This is a genomic window from Synechococcus sp. N26 (assembly GCF_900473975.1).
Lineage (GTDB): Bacteria > Cyanobacteriota > Cyanobacteriia > PCC-6307 > Cyanobiaceae > Parasynechococcus.
The window spans coordinates 1-15,622 of the sequence record NZ_UCNM01000002.1; the positions used below are offsets into that span (position 1 = coordinate 1).

The 15,622-nt window shown below is 64.4% G+C and carries 17 protein-coding genes and 1 tRNA gene; 11 read left to right on the forward strand and 7 right to left on the reverse strand.

From position 1 onward, the window contains the following. Positions 1–211 precede the first annotated feature (211 nt). The 4 genes from DXY33_RS00015 to DXY33_RS00030 all read left to right on the forward strand — a co-directional run bounded on the left by DXY33_RS00015 (position 212) and on the right by DXY33_RS00030 (position 2,313). On the forward strand, positions 212–475 hold the full coding sequence (locus DXY33_RS00015) for a hypothetical protein (RefSeq protein WP_114987520.1): 264 nt from the start codon (positions 212–214) through the stop codon (positions 473–475). After that, positions 465–1,154 carry an ABC transporter ATP-binding protein gene (locus DXY33_RS00020; RefSeq protein ID WP_115131220.1) on the forward strand — a complete coding sequence of 230 codons (690 nt, stop codon included), beginning with the start codon at positions 465–467 and terminating at the stop codon, positions 1,152–1,154. Before DXY33_RS00015 ends, DXY33_RS00020 begins: the two co-directional genes overlap by 11 nt. A gap of 16 nt (positions 1,155–1,170) precedes the next feature. Beyond that, positions 1,171–1,242, forward strand: a tRNA-Asn gene (locus DXY33_RS00025). A 282-nt stretch (positions 1,243–1,524) separates the two neighbouring features. Further along, positions 1,525–2,313, forward strand: coding sequence for a response regulator transcription factor (locus DXY33_RS00030; RefSeq protein WP_115131221.1), 789 nt, complete (start codon positions 1,525–1,527; stop codon positions 2,311–2,313). A 14-nt stretch (positions 2,314–2,327) separates the two neighbouring features. Here the strand turns inward: DXY33_RS00030 and DXY33_RS00035 are convergent, their stop codons facing one another. From DXY33_RS00035 to DXY33_RS00045, 3 genes are read right to left on the reverse strand one after another with little or no spacing between them, the layout of a single operon-like run. Then, positions 2,328–3,272 carry a DNA polymerase III subunit delta' gene (locus DXY33_RS00035; RefSeq protein WP_115131222.1) on the reverse strand — a complete coding sequence of 315 codons (945 nt, stop codon included), beginning with the start codon at positions 3,270–3,272 and terminating at the stop codon, positions 2,328–2,330. Continuing rightward, positions 3,269–3,898, reverse strand: a complete 630-nt coding sequence (gene tmk / locus DXY33_RS00040; RefSeq protein WP_115131223.1) for a dTMP kinase — start codon at positions 3,896–3,898, stop codon at positions 3,269–3,271. The genes DXY33_RS00035 and tmk overlap by 4 nt, the downstream gene beginning before the upstream one ends. Then, the gene (locus DXY33_RS00045) at positions 3,895–6,222 is read right to left on the reverse strand and encodes a cation-translocating P-type ATPase (protein WP_115131224.1); all 2,328 of its coding nucleotides are present in this window, start codon (positions 6,220–6,222) and stop codon (positions 3,895–3,897) included. The genes tmk and DXY33_RS00045 overlap by 4 nt, the downstream gene beginning before the upstream one ends. A gap of 85 nt (positions 6,223–6,307) precedes the next feature. Between DXY33_RS00045 and DXY33_RS00050 the strand changes: the two genes are divergently transcribed. Further along, the gene (locus DXY33_RS00050; RefSeq protein ID WP_114987530.1) at positions 6,308–6,829 is read left to right on the forward strand and encodes a photosystem I assembly protein Ycf3; all 522 of its coding nucleotides are present in this window, start codon (positions 6,308–6,310) and stop codon (positions 6,827–6,829) included. Between the two features lies 1 nt (position 6,830). Here the strand turns inward: DXY33_RS00050 and radA are convergent, their stop codons facing one another. Beyond that, the gene (gene radA / locus DXY33_RS00055) at positions 6,831–8,228 is read right to left on the reverse strand and encodes a DNA repair protein RadA (protein ID WP_115131225.1); all 1,398 of its coding nucleotides are present in this window, start codon (positions 8,226–8,228) and stop codon (positions 6,831–6,833) included. A 90-nt stretch (positions 8,229–8,318) separates the two neighbouring features. Here radA and rpaB point away from each other — a divergent pair, with 90 nt between their 5' ends. From rpaB to DXY33_RS00080, 5 genes are read left to right on the forward strand one after another with little or no spacing between them, the layout of a single operon-like run. Next, positions 8,319–9,065 carry a response regulator transcription factor RpaB gene (rpaB, locus tag DXY33_RS00060; RefSeq protein ID WP_025362545.1) on the forward strand — a complete coding sequence of 249 codons (747 nt, stop codon included), beginning with the start codon at positions 8,319–8,321 and terminating at the stop codon, positions 9,063–9,065. After that, entirely contained in the window at positions 9,046–10,365 is a 1,320-nt protein-coding gene (gene plsX, locus DXY33_RS00065; RefSeq protein WP_115131226.1) for a phosphate acyltransferase PlsX, read from the forward strand. The genes rpaB and plsX overlap by 20 nt, the downstream gene beginning before the upstream one ends. Positions 10,366–10,422: 57 nt before the next feature. Further along, the gene (locus tag DXY33_RS00070; protein ID WP_244275829.1) at positions 10,423–11,412 is read left to right on the forward strand and encodes a beta-ketoacyl-ACP synthase III; all 990 of its coding nucleotides are present in this window, start codon (positions 10,423–10,425) and stop codon (positions 11,410–11,412) included. Between the two features lie 28 nt (positions 11,413–11,440). Next, on the forward strand, positions 11,441–12,337 hold the full coding sequence (fabD, locus tag DXY33_RS00075; RefSeq protein ID WP_115131228.1) for an ACP S-malonyltransferase: 897 nt from the start codon (positions 11,441–11,443) through the stop codon (positions 12,335–12,337). Continuing rightward, positions 12,334–12,987 (forward strand): 1-acyl-sn-glycerol-3-phosphate acyltransferase, encoded by a 654-nt coding sequence (locus tag DXY33_RS00080; protein ID WP_115131229.1) that lies wholly within the window; start codon positions 12,334–12,336, stop codon positions 12,985–12,987. Before fabD ends, DXY33_RS00080 begins: the two co-directional genes overlap by 4 nt. Here DXY33_RS00080 and DXY33_RS00085 read toward each other — a convergent pair. Genes DXY33_RS00085 through DXY33_RS00095 form a run of 3 tightly spaced genes read right to left on the reverse strand, consistent with a single transcriptional unit; the run spans position 12,950 to position 14,396 of the window. After that, positions 12,950–13,525: a YdcF family protein gene (locus tag DXY33_RS00085; RefSeq protein ID WP_115131230.1), complete on the reverse strand. Its 576-nt coding sequence runs from the start codon at positions 13,523–13,525 to the stop codon at positions 12,950–12,952. The genes DXY33_RS00080 and DXY33_RS00085 overlap by 38 nt on opposite strands. Next, positions 13,525–14,148 carry a tRNA (adenosine(37)-N6)-threonylcarbamoyltransferase complex dimerization subunit type 1 TsaB gene (tsaB, locus tag DXY33_RS00090; RefSeq protein WP_115131231.1) on the reverse strand — a complete coding sequence of 208 codons (624 nt, stop codon included), beginning with the start codon at positions 14,146–14,148 and terminating at the stop codon, positions 13,525–13,527. The genes DXY33_RS00085 and tsaB overlap by 1 nt, the downstream gene beginning before the upstream one ends. Continuing rightward, positions 14,145–14,396: a Ycf34 family protein gene (locus tag DXY33_RS00095; RefSeq protein ID WP_115131232.1), complete on the reverse strand. Its 252-nt coding sequence runs from the start codon at positions 14,394–14,396 to the stop codon at positions 14,145–14,147. Before DXY33_RS00095 ends, tsaB begins: the two co-directional genes overlap by 4 nt. A 32-nt stretch (positions 14,397–14,428) precedes the next feature. Between DXY33_RS00095 and DXY33_RS00100 the strand changes: the two genes are divergently transcribed. After that, positions 14,429–15,622 carry a CCA tRNA nucleotidyltransferase gene (locus tag DXY33_RS00100; protein WP_115131233.1) on the forward strand — a complete coding sequence of 398 codons (1,194 nt, stop codon included), beginning with the start codon at positions 14,429–14,431 and terminating at the stop codon, positions 15,620–15,622.

Here is a 15,622-nt window from a genome sequence, read left to right on the forward strand (position 1 = left end):
ACGTCAAACCATCCCCGCTGTGGCGCGCGTCCTACAGCGATCGTCATGAGAGGTGCTTCATGATCCGTTACACGGCCGAGCCTAGGGGGTGATCACCGAAATGGGGCGGCTCCCCGCACCCTTTTCAAGGGGATGAGTAGAAATGCGCATTTTTGGACCGACGGGATGCCGGTCCCTCCGCGAAGATGACGCATCGCTTCTTTCCAACGCTGTGTACGTCATCGAACTGGCCCTGCGCATGAGTCCTGTCCCGGTGTCTGTTCAGCGCAAGGAGCATGCAGATGCCGATGCGCTGTATCAGCAGATCCGCCAGGCCCTCGAGAATGGCCAACCGCGGCTGCTGGAGCTCACCTGCGAGAAAGTGGAAGGCAAGAAAGTAACGCTGCTGGTCAGTGAGGTTCTCGCCGTTCAGCTTTATGAGAAAGCTTCGGCAGCGGGTGGCAGCAAGCGTCCCGGCTTTTCCTTTGACTCCTGACACCTCAACCGCCGAACTGAGCGTTGAGGCCGTCAGCCACCGCTGGCCGAACGGCCAGCAGGCCCTCAACCGTTGCAACCTGGTCATTCCTGGCCCAGGCCTCTGGATGCTGGTGGGCAGCAACGGCAGCGGCAAAAGCACCCTGTTCCGCCTGATTTCAGGACTGCTCGAACCCCAGAGCGGACGCATCGTCTGCCGCAGCAAAACGGCCCTGGTGTTTCAGAACCCAGACCATCAGCTGCTGCTCCCCAGTTGCGGCAGCGATCTGATGTTGGGCATGGACCCTGAAGGGCCCCAGCAGCACCGCCTAAGCACCGTGCGCGGCCTGCTGAGCCAGCTTGGCCTCGCCCAACTGGAGAAGCGGCCGATTCACAGCCTCAGCGGCGGCCAGAAACAACGCCTGGCCATTGCAGGAGCCCTGGCTAGTGACGCCGGGCTTCTGCTGCTCGATGAACCGACCGCCCTGCTCGATCCCAGCAGCCAAGCAACCGTGCTGACCACCGTGCAACGGCTTTGCAAAGACCCCGTGAAGCCAATCACAGCGCTGTGGATCACCCACAGGCTTGGGGAATTGGCCTTCGCCGATGGTGCCGCTCGCATGCAAGACGGTCGGATTGGACCATGGACCCGGGGAACGGAACTGCAACGGCGCTTGCAGGGGGGCACATTCGAGGGGTAAGTTCTTCGGGTCTCATTCCTCGGTAGCTCAGCGGTAGAGCGGTCGACTGTTAATCGATTGGTCGCAGGTTCGAATCCCGCCCGGGGAGCTTTAAAGCCACAGTTCACGCTGTGGCTTTTTTATTGACGAACAGAGGAATTTCGTGACGGGTGATTGCCCGAAGCGGAAGACTTCCTAAACAGCCACCGGCGAAAGACAAGCAAAAAAACCCCCAGATCGCTGTGCCTGCATGCGATTTGCCGAAACAATGCCCCTGGCGAGCTCTTTGTTGAAAATCTGCAGACAGTTGAAAAGCTTGAGAGAATCCGTTCAGCGTTAATCCCTACAGACAAGCGCTCGTTATTTCTCCAGCCGAATTGCCGCCAAACCGATGAAGCCCTGCATCCTGCTAATCGAAGATGACCAGGACATGCGCGACCTGGTTAGCGGCCATTTGGAGCACAGCGGCTTCGATGTGCAGCGCGCCGACGATGGCATCAAAGGTCAGGCCCTCGCACTGCAATACACCCCGGATCTGATCCTGCTGGATCTGATGCTGCCCAAAGTGGATGGCCTCACCCTGTGTCAGCGCCTACGGCGCGACGACCGCACCGCTGGGATTCCGATCCTGATGCTCACGGCTCTCGGCGGCACCAAAGACAAGGTGAGCGGTTTCAATTCCGGAGCCGACGATTACCTGACCAAACCCTTCGATCTGGAGGAACTTCAGGTGAGGGTCAAAGCCCTGCTGCGTCGCAGTGACCGAGCTCCTGTTGGAACCAGCAACCACAACGAGATCCTCAGCTACGGGCCTCTCACGCTGGTGCCCGAGCGCTTTGAAGCCATCTGGTTTGATCAACCCGTGCGGCTCACGCACCTGGAGTTCGAACTGCTTCATTGCCTGCTGCAGCGGCACGGTCAGACCGTGGCCCCCTCGTTGATCCTCAAGGAGGTGTGGGGCTACGAGCCCGATGACGACATCGAAACCATTCGCGTACACGTCAGACACCTGCGCACCAAGCTGGAGCCCGATCCGCGCAAGCCACGCTTCATCAAAACGGTGTACGGAGCCGGCTACTGCCTGGAACTGCCCACCAGCGCTCAGATGGATGGCCTGGAGGACGTGGTGGCCATGGCACGCGAAGAGCGCAAGCAGCAAGGTGATCGAGCCTCGGCTTGATCGCCTTCGTGAACCTAGGAGACGGATGCAGTGAGATCGAGCAGCGCCACCTCCCAGGCCAATCGCGGCTGAACGAAAGAAAGCAGCTGCCCGCGCAGTGTGTCCAAGCGCTTGAGGCTTGAGGCAGAACTGCCGGAGCGCCAAAGCCGGTGTTGCCACCAGCCAATCAACCACAGCTGCTGCTCGCCATCGAGGGCTTCGCAGAGATCGCGTGCCAACGCAAGTGCCTCCATGGGAGTGGCGGGAAGCGAATCAAGGCGCTGAACCAACTCCTCAGGCAGACCAGCCAGGCTGCGCCGATGGTCGATCAGGGCGCCTGGAGACCCGGCAGCCAAGGCCAGAAGTTCCGGGGCATCCTGAGCTGTGGCACCGGTGCGCTCGAGCACCTGAGCCATGGCCTCGGGGTTGAGCCGAAGGAAACGGATCAACTGACAGCGGGAGCGAATTGTGCTGAGCAACCGCTCGGGGGCTGAGGTCAACAGAATCAGCAGCCCATGGCCGGGTTCCTCCAGCGTTTTCAACAGGGCATTGGCCGCAGCTTCCGACATCGCCTCAGCAGCCTCAATCACAACCATCCCGCGCTTCGCCTCCACCGGCTGCCGTGCCAGACAGCGTCCGATGTCGCGGATCTGCTCCAAGCGCAACTGGGGCGGCGTGCGGCGGCTGAGCCCCGCCTCCTCGGCTTCGGCGCGGGTCAGCAAACGGCCCTGATGCTGATAGGTGGGTTCCACCCAGAGCAGGTCGGGGTGATTGCATTCCAGCAGGCGTCGGCGTTCCCGGGCCGAGGGCTGACCATCGGCCAGCAGTCCCTCCAGAAAACGCACCGCCGCCAACTGACGCCCCACCCCTTCAGGGCCGGCAAAGAGATAGGCCGGGGCCACACGGCCCTGGGCCAGGGCCGCCGAAAGCAGATCAACGGCGAGGGGCTGGCCGATCAGATCGCCAAACAACGCGCTCAAGCCAGATGCTCCTGAAGCTGACGTTCCAGAGCAGCACGAACGGCGCTGGCTGACTGATCTGCAGCGACGGCGCACCAGGAGCGCTGCTGGGCCAACTCGGCAAAACCCTGTGCAACCCGCTCCAGGAATGCAGCTCCCTCGGCTTCGATGCGGTCCTCTTTGTCCCCGAGACGGCGCCGCAGGCTCTCTTGAACGGAAAGGCGCAGCCAAAGCGTGAGATCGGGCTGCAGCCCCGTGGTGGCGATCTGTTCGAGCCGCTGAATCAAGTCCTGATCCAACCCACGGCCATAGCCTTGATAGGCAAGGGTCGATCCCGAGAAACGATCGCTGATCACCCAATCACCACGCTCCAGCGCAGGACGGATCAGTGTTTCAACATGCTGAGCTCGATCAGCGGCATACAGCAACAGTTCAGCGGTGGGAGCTGGTGCCTCCTGGTCCGCCGTGTGCAGCAGGAGTTCACGGATCGAGCGCCCCAGAGGAGTGCCTCCGGGCTCACGGGTGCAGACCACAGCAGCACCCTTCGGCATCAGACCGCTGCTCGGCAACCACTCGACCAGATGCTGGATCTGCGTGGTCTTGCCGCAGCCATCGATGCCCTCCAAAACAATGAAACGACCGTTCATGGCAAGCGAAGGGCCAGGGCATTGAGCACCACCGTGATCGAACTCAGGGCCATCAACAGCGCCGCCAACGGGGGCGACAGCAGCACCCCATGGCTGGGGAGCAAAGCACCGGCGGCCACCGGAAGAACAATCAGGTTGTAACCGAAGGCCCAGAACAGGTTCTGCCTCACCTTCACCAGGGTGCGGCGGGCCAGGCTGAGGGCTTCGGGCAGATTGTCGAGCCGATCGCCGAGCAACACCAGGCCAGCGGAGTCCTGCGCGATCTGGGTTCCAGTGCCAATGGCAATCCCAAGATCAGCCGCGGCCAGGGCCGGCGCATCGTTGACGCCGTCGCCCACCATGGCCACCCGCTCCGCCTGACGCAGCTGCTCGAGGCGCTGCAGCTTCTGCTCCGGCAGCATCTGCCAGCCCAGATCCTTGGCGGCAAAGCCCAGCTGCTGACCAAGGCGCTGCACAGCCGCCTGCCGATCACCACTGAACACCGAAAGCGCCAGACCGTGAGAGCGCAGGCGTTGCAACGCCGGGGCAACATCCGGGCGCAGCTGATCCTCGATCTGCACCAGGCCCACCAGGACAGCTCCCACAGCAACAGCCACCACCGAGCCTTCAGCGCTAGAGAGCCAGTCCTGGGCGGCGGGGGCGATGGCAACACCCTGCCCTTCCAACCAGTCGGGCTTGCCAACACGCACCCGAGCCGATACACCGTCCACGTGACCCTCCAGGCCCTCGCCAGAGACAGTGCGAACGTCCTCGCAGTCCAATAGCGCGAGCTCCCGGCGCTGGGCCTCCTGCAGTAGGGCGTAGGCCAAGGGGTGTCGGCTGCTTTGCTCCAGGCTGGCCGCGAGCTGCAACAAATGATCCGGGTCATCCCCATACACATCGGTCACCAGAGGGCGACCCAAGGTGAGGGTGCCGGTCTTGTCGAAGACCACATGCTCCAAACCGGCGGCGGTTTCAATCACATCACCACCGCGGAACAGCCAACCGCGCCGTGCCGCCAAGCCGGTGGCCACCGTGATCACAGTGGGAGTCGCCAGACCGAGGGCACAGGGGCAGGCGACCACCAGCACGGCAATTGACAGTTGCAGGGCCAGACCCATCGGAGTGCTAGCTCCACTGCCCAAGCCGCCGTGATGCATCCCATGGCCATGGTCCATCCCATCGGACATCGCATGGGTCATGGGCATCCCAGGTGCAGACACCTGCAGAACCTCAGGCCAGTGCTGGGCCCCGAACAACCACCAGAACAGAAACGTGGCGAGGGCCAGGCCGATCACGCCGTAACAGAAACGGCCTGCCACACGATCGGCCAGGCCCTGGATGGGAGCCCGACGGGCCTGGGCCTGCTCCACCAGACGAATGATCCGGGCCAGGGCGGTTTCGGCACCGACACGGGTGACCTTCAGCACCAGCGTTGACTCCAGATTGAGGCTGCCGGAGGGCAACTCCGTGCCGGGCTCCGCCTGCAGCGGCAGGGGCTCACCGGTGAGGCTGGACACATCAACGGCCGAGGCCCCCTCAAGCACCACCCCATCCACCGGAATGCGGTCACCGGCCAGCAGCTGCACGGTTTCACCGGGCCTGAGAGCGCCAACGCGCACCTCACGAATCGCCCCGTCGCGCAACAGCAGGCGCGCCGTGTCCGGCTGGAGCTCAGCCAGCTGCTGAAGGGCCTGGCCGGTCCGGAAACGGGCCCGTTCCTCCAGGAAACGTCCCAGCAGGACGAACCCCAGCAACATCACCGGTTCATTGAAAAAGCAGGGCCAACCCACCTGGGGCCAAACCAAGGCCACCAGGCTGGCCACATAGGCACTGCTCACCCCCAGGCCCACGAGGGAATCCATGCTGGGGGCCCCTGCGCGAGCGGCCGCAACACCACCCACCAGGATCGAACGGCCCGGCCCCAGCAGAGCCACCGTTGCAAGCGTGGCGTGAAAAGGCAGGCTGCCGATCAAGGGAAGCGACAGGTGACCGGCCTCGCTGAGGTGCCCCAGCACCGACAGCAACAGCAGCACCAGGGCCACCATCAGCTGTCGCCATTGCTGCCACCAGCCCGGCAGCGCCTGCCCGGCAGCCACCGCTCCGATCGGGGCATCCAGGGAACGCTCCTTGGCCGGAAAGCCTCTGTCTGCCAGGGCTTTCAAGACACCATCCACATCACTCTCACCGGCAGTGAGATCGAGCCAAGCCGAGCGGCTGACCAGATTCACATCGGCGCGCTGAACACCGGGCTGATCCAGCAGCGTGGTTTCCACAGCGCGGACGCAACCGCCGCATTTCATCCCTTCCACATCCAGGACGACGGTCTGAACCGAAGGGCTCACAGGTGTTTACGCAACAGGGATCTTTACGAGCAGGCTAGGTCGGGCTCCGGTCCCGTCAGGATGGGGGTCCGTCCGCCGGAGCGCCGTGCCCCGCAGCAACCGCAACGACAACTTCATTGACAAGAGCTTCACGGTGATGGCGGACCTGATCGTCAAGCTGTTGCCGATCAACGCCCGCTCCAAGGAGGCCTACGTCTATTACCGGGATGGCCTCTCCGCCCAGAACGATGGCGACTACGCCGAAGCGCTGGAGAACTACGAGGAGGCCCTGAAGCTCGAGGAGAACTCCACCGACCGGAGCGAAACCCTCAAGAACATGGCCATCATCTACATGTCCAACGGCGAGGAGGAGCGGGCGATCGAGACCTACCGCAAGGCGCTCGAGGAAAACCAGAACCAGCCCTCCTGCCTGAAGAACATGGGGCTGATTTACGAGAAGTGGGGCCGCATCGCCGAGGAAGGCGGTGAGCAGGACGCAGCGGATCGCTGGTTCGACCAGGCCGCTGACGTCTGGACCCAGGCCGTGCGCCTCAATCCCGGCGGTTATCTGGATATCGAGAACTGGCTGAAGTCCACGGGCCGCAGCAACGTCGACGTCTACTTCTGAATCAGTCCTGGTCGGGCTGCACGGCATCACCGAGCGCCAGCACCAGGGCCTCGGTGACGCTGTCGGCCTCAAGAAGAGCGAGATCCAAACCAGAAGCCAGATCGCCCAGGCCACTGCCCCGGGGGACAACGGCCCGCTGAAACCCGAGCCGGGCCGCTTCCTGGAGCCGAAGCTCCAGCTGACCCACAGGGCGCAACTGCCCCCCCAAACCAAGCTCGCCGATCAACACCATGCCCGCAGGCAGGGTGAGATCTCTGAAACTGGCCACCACCGCTGCAGCGACCCCCAGATCCGCCGCCGGCTCCTCCACCTCCAGGCCACCGGCAACGGCCAGATAGCAATCGAATCGGGAGAGCGGCAGTCCCATGTGCTTCTCCAGCACCGCGAGGATCTGGTGCAGACGGTTGGTGCCGATCCCTGTCGCCGTGCGTCGCGGACTGGCATAGCTGGTGACATTCACCAAGGCCTGCAGATCCACCACCAACGAGCGCGTGCCCTCACAGGCCACGATCGTGGCGACACCGGAGGCGCGGGCATCGCTGAGGAACAGCTCACTGGGGTTGCCCACCTCGGCCAGGCCACCGCTTTGCATCTCAAACAAACCCAATTCATGGGTGGCACCGAAGCGGTTCTTGACGGCCCGCAGCAGGCGATGACTGGCGAAGCGGTCTCCCTCGAAGGTGAGCACCGCATCCACGAGGTGTTCCAACACCTTCGGGCCGGCCAACATGCCTTCTTTGGTGACGTGGCCCACCAACAACAACGAGATGTTCTGGCGTTTCGCCAGCCGTTGCAGGGCAGCCGCACATTCACGCACCTGACCGACGGACCCCGGCGCACTGGTGAGGTTGGCGTCATGCAACGCCTGAATGCTGTCGATGATCGCCACAGCGGGGCGAAGGGCCTCCAGCTCCTCCAGCACCAGTTCCAGATCGGTTTCGGCCAGCAACTGCAGCTCCGATGCCCCCCCGGCAAGCCGCTGCCAGCGCAGCTTCACCTGCTGAGCTGATTCCTCAGCACTCACATAGAGCACGGACGCACCGGCCGCCATGGCCGAGGCGCTCTGCAGCAGCAATGTGCTCTTGCCGATGCCCGGATCACCTCCCACCAGCACCAGCGAACCGGGAACCAGGCCCCCACCCAGAACGCGGTCAAATTCCGCCGACCCTGTCGCCAGCCGCTGCAGCGGCTGATCCTCCAGCGAGGCCATGGCCGTGGAGCGTCGCGGGGCAGCGGCCTGCTCCGGATCCGGAGCACTGCGGCGGCGACGGCCATCGTCGGCGGGCTGGGATTGCTCCACCAGCGAATTCCAGCTGCCGCACTCCGGGCAACGGCCGAAAAACTGTCGGGCACGGGCTCCACAGACCTGACAGATGAAAACAGCGGTGGATTTGGGCACTGCGAACTGTGAAGAAAGTTGCCGTTGAATGAACAGACCGGGGGGCTGCCCTTTTATTTGTGGCGAGAAGTGACTAACGCCTCGGTGCCCATGACGGCCACGGCTCCCACCAAGGAAACGATCCTCGTGGTCGACGACGAGGCATCAATCCGACGGATCCTGGAAACCCGTCTATCCATGATCGGATACAACGTCGTAACCGCCTGCGACGGCACCGAAGCCCTGGAATTGTTCCCCACCTGCACGCCCGATCTGGTTGTGCTGGACGTGATGATGCCAAAGCTGGACGGCTATGGCGTCTGCCAGGAGCTGCGCAAGGAATCCGACGTTCCCATCGTGATGCTGACGGCCCTCGGCGACGTGGCTGACCGCATCACCGGGCTTGAACTCGGTGCCGATGACTATGTGGTGAAGCCCTTCAGCCCGAAGGAGCTGGAAGCCCGCATCCGCTGCGTGCTGCGCCGGGTCGAGAAGGAGCAGGTGGCGGGCATTCCCAACTCCGGCGTCATCCAGGTCAGCGACCTGCGCATCGACACCAACAAACGCCAGGTGTTCCGCGGCGATGAACGCATCCGCCTAACGGGGATGGAATTCAGCCTGTTGGAACTGCTGGTGAGCCGTTCCGGCGAGCCGTTCAACCGCGGCGAAATCCTCAAAGAGGTGTGGGGCTACACCCCGGAGCGCCATGTGGACACCCGGGTGGTGGATGTTCATATCTCCCGTCTGCGCTCCAAATTGGAGGATGATCCTGCCAATCCCGAGTTGATCCTCACAGCTCGGGGCACCGGCTACCTGTTCCAGCGCATCGTCGATTCCGTTGCCTCCGAAGGACCCTGATCCCACCCCGGCCCCTCAGCCGCGGCATAAAACATACCGTCCTCGGGCGATCCGTCGCCTGGTGATTTGGTATCGGCGCAATGCCGCCGTCACAACCATCGTTGATGGCGCTGCTAGCTCAGCAACGGCCGCGGGTTCGATGGCCGGCAACGTGGCCGAAACCGTTGTCTCCGGAGCAGGCACGGTGGCCAGCAGCGTGCTCCAACCGCTGGGGTTTGATCCCCTGCGCTGGCTGCAAGGGGGCACTGATGCCGATGAGATCGACGATGCAGAGCGCCTCTGGGTGGCCGTGGATGGCATGGGCGGTGACCATGCGCCGGGGCCGATCCTGGAGGGATGCCTGGACGCCATTGACCGGCTGCCGCTGAAGATCCGCTTCGTGGGGGAGATCGACCGGGTGATGGCTGCCGCCACCAGCCTCGGGCTACGCGAAGCCTTGGAAAGTGCGCGTGCGGCAGGACATCTGGACCTGGTGGCCAGTGGGCCCTCCATCGGCATGGATGACGAAGCCACGGCGGTGCGGCGCAAACGGGACGCCAGCATCAATGTGGCCATGGACCTCGTTAAGAAAGGCGAGGCCGAGGCGGTGTACTCCGCCGGCAATTCCGGGGCGGTGATGGCCTCGGCGATTTTTCGGCTGGGACGGCTGAAGGGCATCGACCGCCCCGCCATCGGCGCCCTGTTCCCCACCAAGGATCCAGGCAAGCCGGTGTTGGTGCTCGATGTGGGCGCCAACATGGACTGCAAGCCCACCTACTTGCACCAGTTCGCCCTGCTGGGGAACATCTACAGCCGGGATGTGCTGCAGGTGAAACGGCCACGCATCGGCCTGCTGAACATTGGCGAGGAGGAGTGCAAGGGGAACGATCTCTCCTTGAAGACCCACGAATTGCTGCGGGACGAATCCAGGCTCCACTTCGCCGGCAACTGCGAAGGCCGGGATGTGCTTTCGGGCGACTTCGATGTGGTGGTCTGCGATGGATTCACCGGCAATGTGCTGCTGAAATTCCTGGAGTCCGTCGGCAGTGTTCTGCTGGGGGTGCTGCGGGCGGAGCTGCCCCGAGGGCGTCGCGGCAAGGTGGGATCAGCGTTTCTGCGCAGCAACCTGAAGCGCATCAAGAAGCGGCTCGACCATGCCGAACACGGTGGTGCCCTGCTTCTGGGCGTAAACGGCATTTCCGTGATCGGCCACGGCAGCAGCAAGGCCCTCTCGGTGGTCAGTGCCCTGCGCATTGCCCACTCCGCAGCCAGCCATGGGGTGATGGAGGATCTCGCAACGCTGCAACAGGGTTGTGATTGACTGACGCGACGTCAATCAACCTCCGTCTTGGTCGAGCCGCTCAGCACAACCAGGGGGGTGTTGTTCCGAGGGTCTGGCAGCGCGACGCCCAGCCGCTCGATCAGCAACGCAGAGCTGGGCCAGCGGGTTGAGACGAGTGACCAATGGATCCGCAGTCGCACAGGCATTGCCGCGCGACGGGTGGTCAACAGCGACGAATCCCTGGCGGAACTGAGCGGGTTGGCAGCGGAACGGACCTTGGAGATGGCCGGTTGGTCGGCCGACAGCCTCGATCTGATCTTGTTGGCCACCTCCACCCCAGACGACCTGTTCGGTTCAGCTCCACGGCTGCAGGCGCGCCTCGGCGCCACCAATGCCGCGGCCTTTGATCTCACCGCTGCCTGCAGCGGCTTTCTCTTCGCCGTTGTGACCGCCGCCCAGTATCTGCGCAGCGGGGCGATGCGCCGCATCCTCGTGGTGGGAGCCGATCAACTCAGCCGCTGGGTGAACTGGGACGATCGCCGCTCCTGCATTCTCTTCGGTGACGCGGCCGGTGCCGTCGTGCTGGAGGCCTCAGAGAACGGCCAGGACGATCTCCATGGATTCCTGTTGCGCTCCGATGGCAGCCGCGGCGAGGTGCTCCAGCTGCCCCAGGTGAACCAGCGCCAGCCCCTGGTGGGGGATGCCAGCCATCAATGCGGCGGCTTCAGCCCCATCCAGATGAACGGGCAGGAGGTCTACAAATTCGCGGTGCGCGAGGTGCCGGCGATTCTCGAGAAGCTGCTTGCACAGGGTGGTGTCGCCGCAGATTGCCTGGATTGGCTGCTGCTGCATCAAGCCAACCAGCGCATCCTTGATGCCGTGGCGGATCGCTTCTCGGTGCCCTCCGAAAAAGTGCTCAGCAACCTGGCCCACTACGGCAACACCTCGGCGGCCACCATTCCCCTGATGCTGGATGAAGCCGTGCGGGATGGCCGCATCCAACCCGGCCACCGCATCGCCAGCAGTGGATTCGGAGCGGGATTGAGCTGGGGTGCAGCCCTCTTCCGCTGGAGCGGGCCCGCCTAATCTCCGGCACGGTCTGCAGAACACAGCAATGGCGATCGCCTGGGTCTTTCCCGGTCAGGGCTCTCAAAAAGTGGGTATGGCAGAAGCGCTGCTCAGCATTGAAGGCAGCCGCGAGCGTTTCGCCATGGCCTCCGAGCTACTGGGGCGGGATCTGCTGGCGATCTGCCAAGGGGAAAGCGGCGGTGGTGATGGTCCAGATGACCTCAACGACACCCGCAACACCCAGCCCGCCCTGTTTGTGATCGAATCGGTGCTGGCCGACAACCTTCAGCAGCAGGGCCGCGGGCCTGCGCTTGTGGCCGGCCACAGCCTGGGCGAGCTGGTTGCTCTGTACAGCGCAGGGGTATTTGGGCTGGAGACCGGTCTGCAGCTGATGAAAACCCGCTCAGAACTGATGGCGAACGCCGGGGGCGGCGCCATGACAGCCGTGATCGGCTTCGATCGCGCTCAGCTGGACGATCTGGTGGCCGCCGCGGACGGCGTCAGCATCGCCAATGACAACAGCGATGCGCAGGTGGTGATCTCGGGCTCTCCAGAGGCCGTGGAACGCGTGAGTGGAGCCCTGAAATGCAAGCGCGCCATCCCCCTGGCCGTCTCCGGAGCCTTCCACTCCCCGTTCATGGCGGAGGCGGCTGAACGCTTCGCCGCCGAGCTGGACAACGTGCCCTTCCTGGATGCCCGCGTTCCAGTACTCAGCAACAGCGCCGCCAGCGCTAGCACCAGTGCGGACGAGCTCAAACAGCGCCTGAAGCAGCAGATGACCACCGGTGTGCGCTGGCGCGAAACCATGGCGGCGATGACCGACAGCGGTGTGAACACCCTGGTGGAAATCGGTCCGGGCAACGTGCTCAGCGGCCTGGCCAAACGCAGCATGAGCGGGGTCACCACCGCCCAGATCTCCGGGGCTGGAGACCTCGGACAGTGAGTCAATCCAGCCTCGTCCGCACCCCCAAGCCGAGCCTCACCTACCGGCTGGTCAGCAGCCTGCTGGTGTTCCCGGTCTTCCGCTTGCTGTTCCGCGGATCGACCTCCGGGAACAACCGAGTGCCCATGCAAGGCCCCCTTGTGGTGGTGGCTAACCATGGTTCGCACCTGGATCCGCCCTTGCTGGGCCATGCCCTGGGACGCCCCGTGGCCTTCATGGCCAAGGCAGAACTGTTCAGCATCCCGTTGCTGGGGCGCTTGATCCGGGCCTGTGGTGCTTATCCCGTGCGGCGAGGTGCCAGCGATCGCGAAGCGATCCGCACCGCCACGGCTCGCCTCGAAGAAGGCTGGGCCACGGGGGTGTTTCTCGACGGCACCCGACAGAACGACGGCCGGATCAACAACCCACTCCCCGGAGCGGCCCTACTGGCGGCTCGCACGGGAGCCCCACTGCTGCCGGTGGCCATCTGCAACAGCCACCGCGCCTTGGGCAGCGGGCGCAGCTGGCCGCGCCTGGTGCCGATTCAGCTGCGCATCGGCGAGCCCATCCCAGCCCCGGCCAGTCGCCGCAGGCCTGATCTGGATGCCACCACCGCTCTGCTGCAGGAACGCATCAACGCTCTGCTGGATCAGGGTCCGCAGCATCCCTGAGGTCGCGACCGGTCATCACCCACGCCACCGCACGAAGCCAATCACTCCATTGCTTGAGGCGCCCCTCCTGGGTGCAGTCCTCGCGGCAGGCCACGGGAACGCCGGTGAGCTGAATTCCGCGGCTGCCGGCCACCACCTGGCCCACCGCCATGGAACGGGGCAGGTGGTCTTCGCTGGTCACCAGCAGCACGTGGCGAACACCATCCGCCTGCAGCTCATCCACCACAGACGTGAAATTGCTGAGGGTGTCACGGGCCCGGTAATCCAGGGTGACGCGGTCGGGATTGAAGCGCTCCTCACTAAGCATCCATTCGGCGTACTCACGGTTGCTGCCGCCGCTCACCAGCAGGGGTAGATCGAGCTGACGTGCCAACCGGGCACCCATTCGTTCCCGGTCCACATCTCCCCCGAGCACCAGCACCAGCTGGGGGGGGCTGCGATCCAACAGAGCCCGCCGATAGGGCGACAGCGGGCCGGGCCCCAACAGCCAGGCCATCAAACCAGCTCCCAGCAGTAGCCCTGTACGCACGCACGCCATCAGACCTGTCCAACAGGTGAGGTGGGGTAGATCGGCAGCACCTCAGCCCAGGGCATCGCAGCCCCGGCGGCATGGCTGCGCTGCAACAGCTGCAGGAGCCGCGCCACATCCGCTTCCACATCCAGCTGCACCTCAACAGCGGGCTGGGGTGATGCCCCCTGAGGCAGCAAGGTCGGCAGGCTGAGTTCGTGAACCTGCCCGGCCGTGATCCGGTACTGACCGCCCACCACCCCCCGGCGCGGCAACTCCTGGGTGATCCAGAACGGTTCCCCCTGCATGGATTGGGGCAGTTGCCGCTCCAAGCGTGGGGCCATCAGGGCATAGCTGCTCACCCCCAGCAGGGGGCAACCCAGCTGTTGCGCCAGGGTGCGGGCCATCACCACCGTGAGGCGGGTGCCGGTGAAGCCGCCGGGTCCCGTCGCGACGGCAAGGCCCTGCAACTTGGGCCAACGCTCGGGCGGGAGGAGCCCCTGAACCCGCGAAATCAAGCTGTTGGAGAGGCCCCGGCCATCCGGATGAGCCTGCACCAAAGGCTCTGCCCCAGGCCGCTGAGGATCCAGCAGCGCCATGCCAAAGCAGTCGGAACAGCTGTGCAGGGCGAGCAGCAGCGGTGGAGCCGTCATCGGGGCAGCTCCTGTCCAGGACGGCAACGCTGCCACCGGCCTGGATCCGCCTTGAAGCTGGAGCAGGAGCGCACATCCCACTCAATCCCGGCCTGGCCATCGGGGAGATCCATCACCGACACGTGGATACGGGGCGCGTCTGGCTCAAAATCCGGGGCCTGGGCTAGATGCGGAACACCATGCTGACGCTCAACTGCGTGATAGGCCTGACAACGGTCGACCCAGCTGCAATCCACGCAGATGCACATGCCTCCCAAGGCCGTTCACTCCCCCCATTCTGATGGCCCAAGGCTCCGGCAACGCATTACTTGACCAGCTGCGAGAGCGACTGGCTCCAGCCCAGTGGCCTCTCCCCCTGGCACGGCTTCCGGAGGGCACGGCGCTGGTGGGTGGCGCCGTGCGGGATGGCTTGCTGGACCGTCTCCAGGAACAGCCGGATCTTGACCTGGTGGTCCCATCGGATGCCATCGCTCTGACCCAGGCCCTGGCCCAGGAGCTCCATGGCACGTGTGTGGTGCTGGACGCGGAACGGAGCATTGCTCGGCTGGTGCTTGGGGGCTGGACGGTCGACATCGCCCGACAGGACGGAGACCGCATCGAAGACGACCTCTGGCGGCGCGATTACCGGCTCAATGCCATCGCCGTGTCTCTCCAGCCCTGGGGAGAGCTGTGGGACCCCACAGGGGGACTGAGCGATCTCCAGCAGGGCTGCCTGACCGCCGTCTCGGAAGCCAACCTCATCGACGACCCGCTGCGGTTGCTGCGGGGATTGCGGCTGATGGCGGAAATCCCTCTCACCATCTCCAGCCAGACCATGGCGTGGATTGAGCGCCACGCCGAACGGCTTCCGGAAGCGGCACCGGAGCGAATCCTGGCGGAGCTGCAGCGCCTGGTGCGGGGCGAACACGCTGACGCCGCGATGGCAGCCCTCACAAGCCTGCCGTTGCTGCATCCCTGGGCGGCCGTAGGGCAACCTCCCACGCCCGGCAACATCGATGGCCTGACCAGCGAGGAAGCCGCAGCAGCAGTGCCCTTGGCGCGGCTGACGGCCCTGGTGAGCGATGAGGGTCTCAGCCAACTCCGCGCCAGTCGCGCCCTGCGCCAGCGCTGCAAACGGCTGCGGAGCTGGCAGCAACGCACCGGCCAGGCACCGGGCGCGTTACCCGAGAGCGATCGACTGCAATTGCATGAGGAGCTCGAGGGGGATCTCCCCGCCCTGGCCCTGCAACTACCCATGCCCGAAAAAGAAATCTGGCTGCGTCGATGGCGCAACGCCGAGGACCCTCTGTTCCACCCCAGAACCCCGGTCGACGGCAATGGCCTGCTGACGGCCCTGGAGATCGAACCCGGTCCCCGTCTCGGACGTCTGCTGCATCATCTGAAGCTGGAACATGCCTTTGAACGCATCCAGACCCCAAGCGAGGCACTGAAGGAGGCCCAACATTTCTTGAACCGTGAAAGCGAGGCTCTGTGA

Coding starts and splice junctions, on each gene's coding strand:
- tmk (WP_115131223.1), bottom strand. CDS start 3,898: ATGAACGGTCGTTTCATTGTTTTGGAGGGCATCGATGGCTGCGGCAAG.
- DXY33_RS00085 (WP_115131230.1), bottom strand. CDS start 13,525: ATGGCGTGCGTGCGTACAGGGCTACTGCTGGGAGCTGGTTTGATGGCC.
- rpaB (WP_025362545.1), top strand. CDS start 8,319: ATGACGGCCACGGCTCCCACCAAGGAAACGATCCTCGTGGTCGACGAC.
- DXY33_RS00030 (WP_115131221.1), top strand. CDS start 1,525: ATGAAGCCCTGCATCCTGCTAATCGAAGATGACCAGGACATGCGCGAC.
- fabD (WP_115131228.1), top strand. CDS start 11,441: ATGGCGATCGCCTGGGTCTTTCCCGGTCAGGGCTCTCAAAAAGTGGGT.
- DXY33_RS00095 (WP_115131232.1), bottom strand. CDS start 14,396: ATGTGCATCTGCGTGGATTGCAGCTGGGTCGACCGTTGTCAGGCCTAT.
- DXY33_RS00100 (WP_115131233.1), top strand. CDS start 14,429: ATGGCCCAAGGCTCCGGCAACGCATTACTTGACCAGCTGCGAGAGCGA.
- tsaB (WP_115131231.1), bottom strand. CDS start 14,148: ATGACGGCTCCACCGCTGCTGCTCGCCCTGCACAGCTGTTCCGACTGC.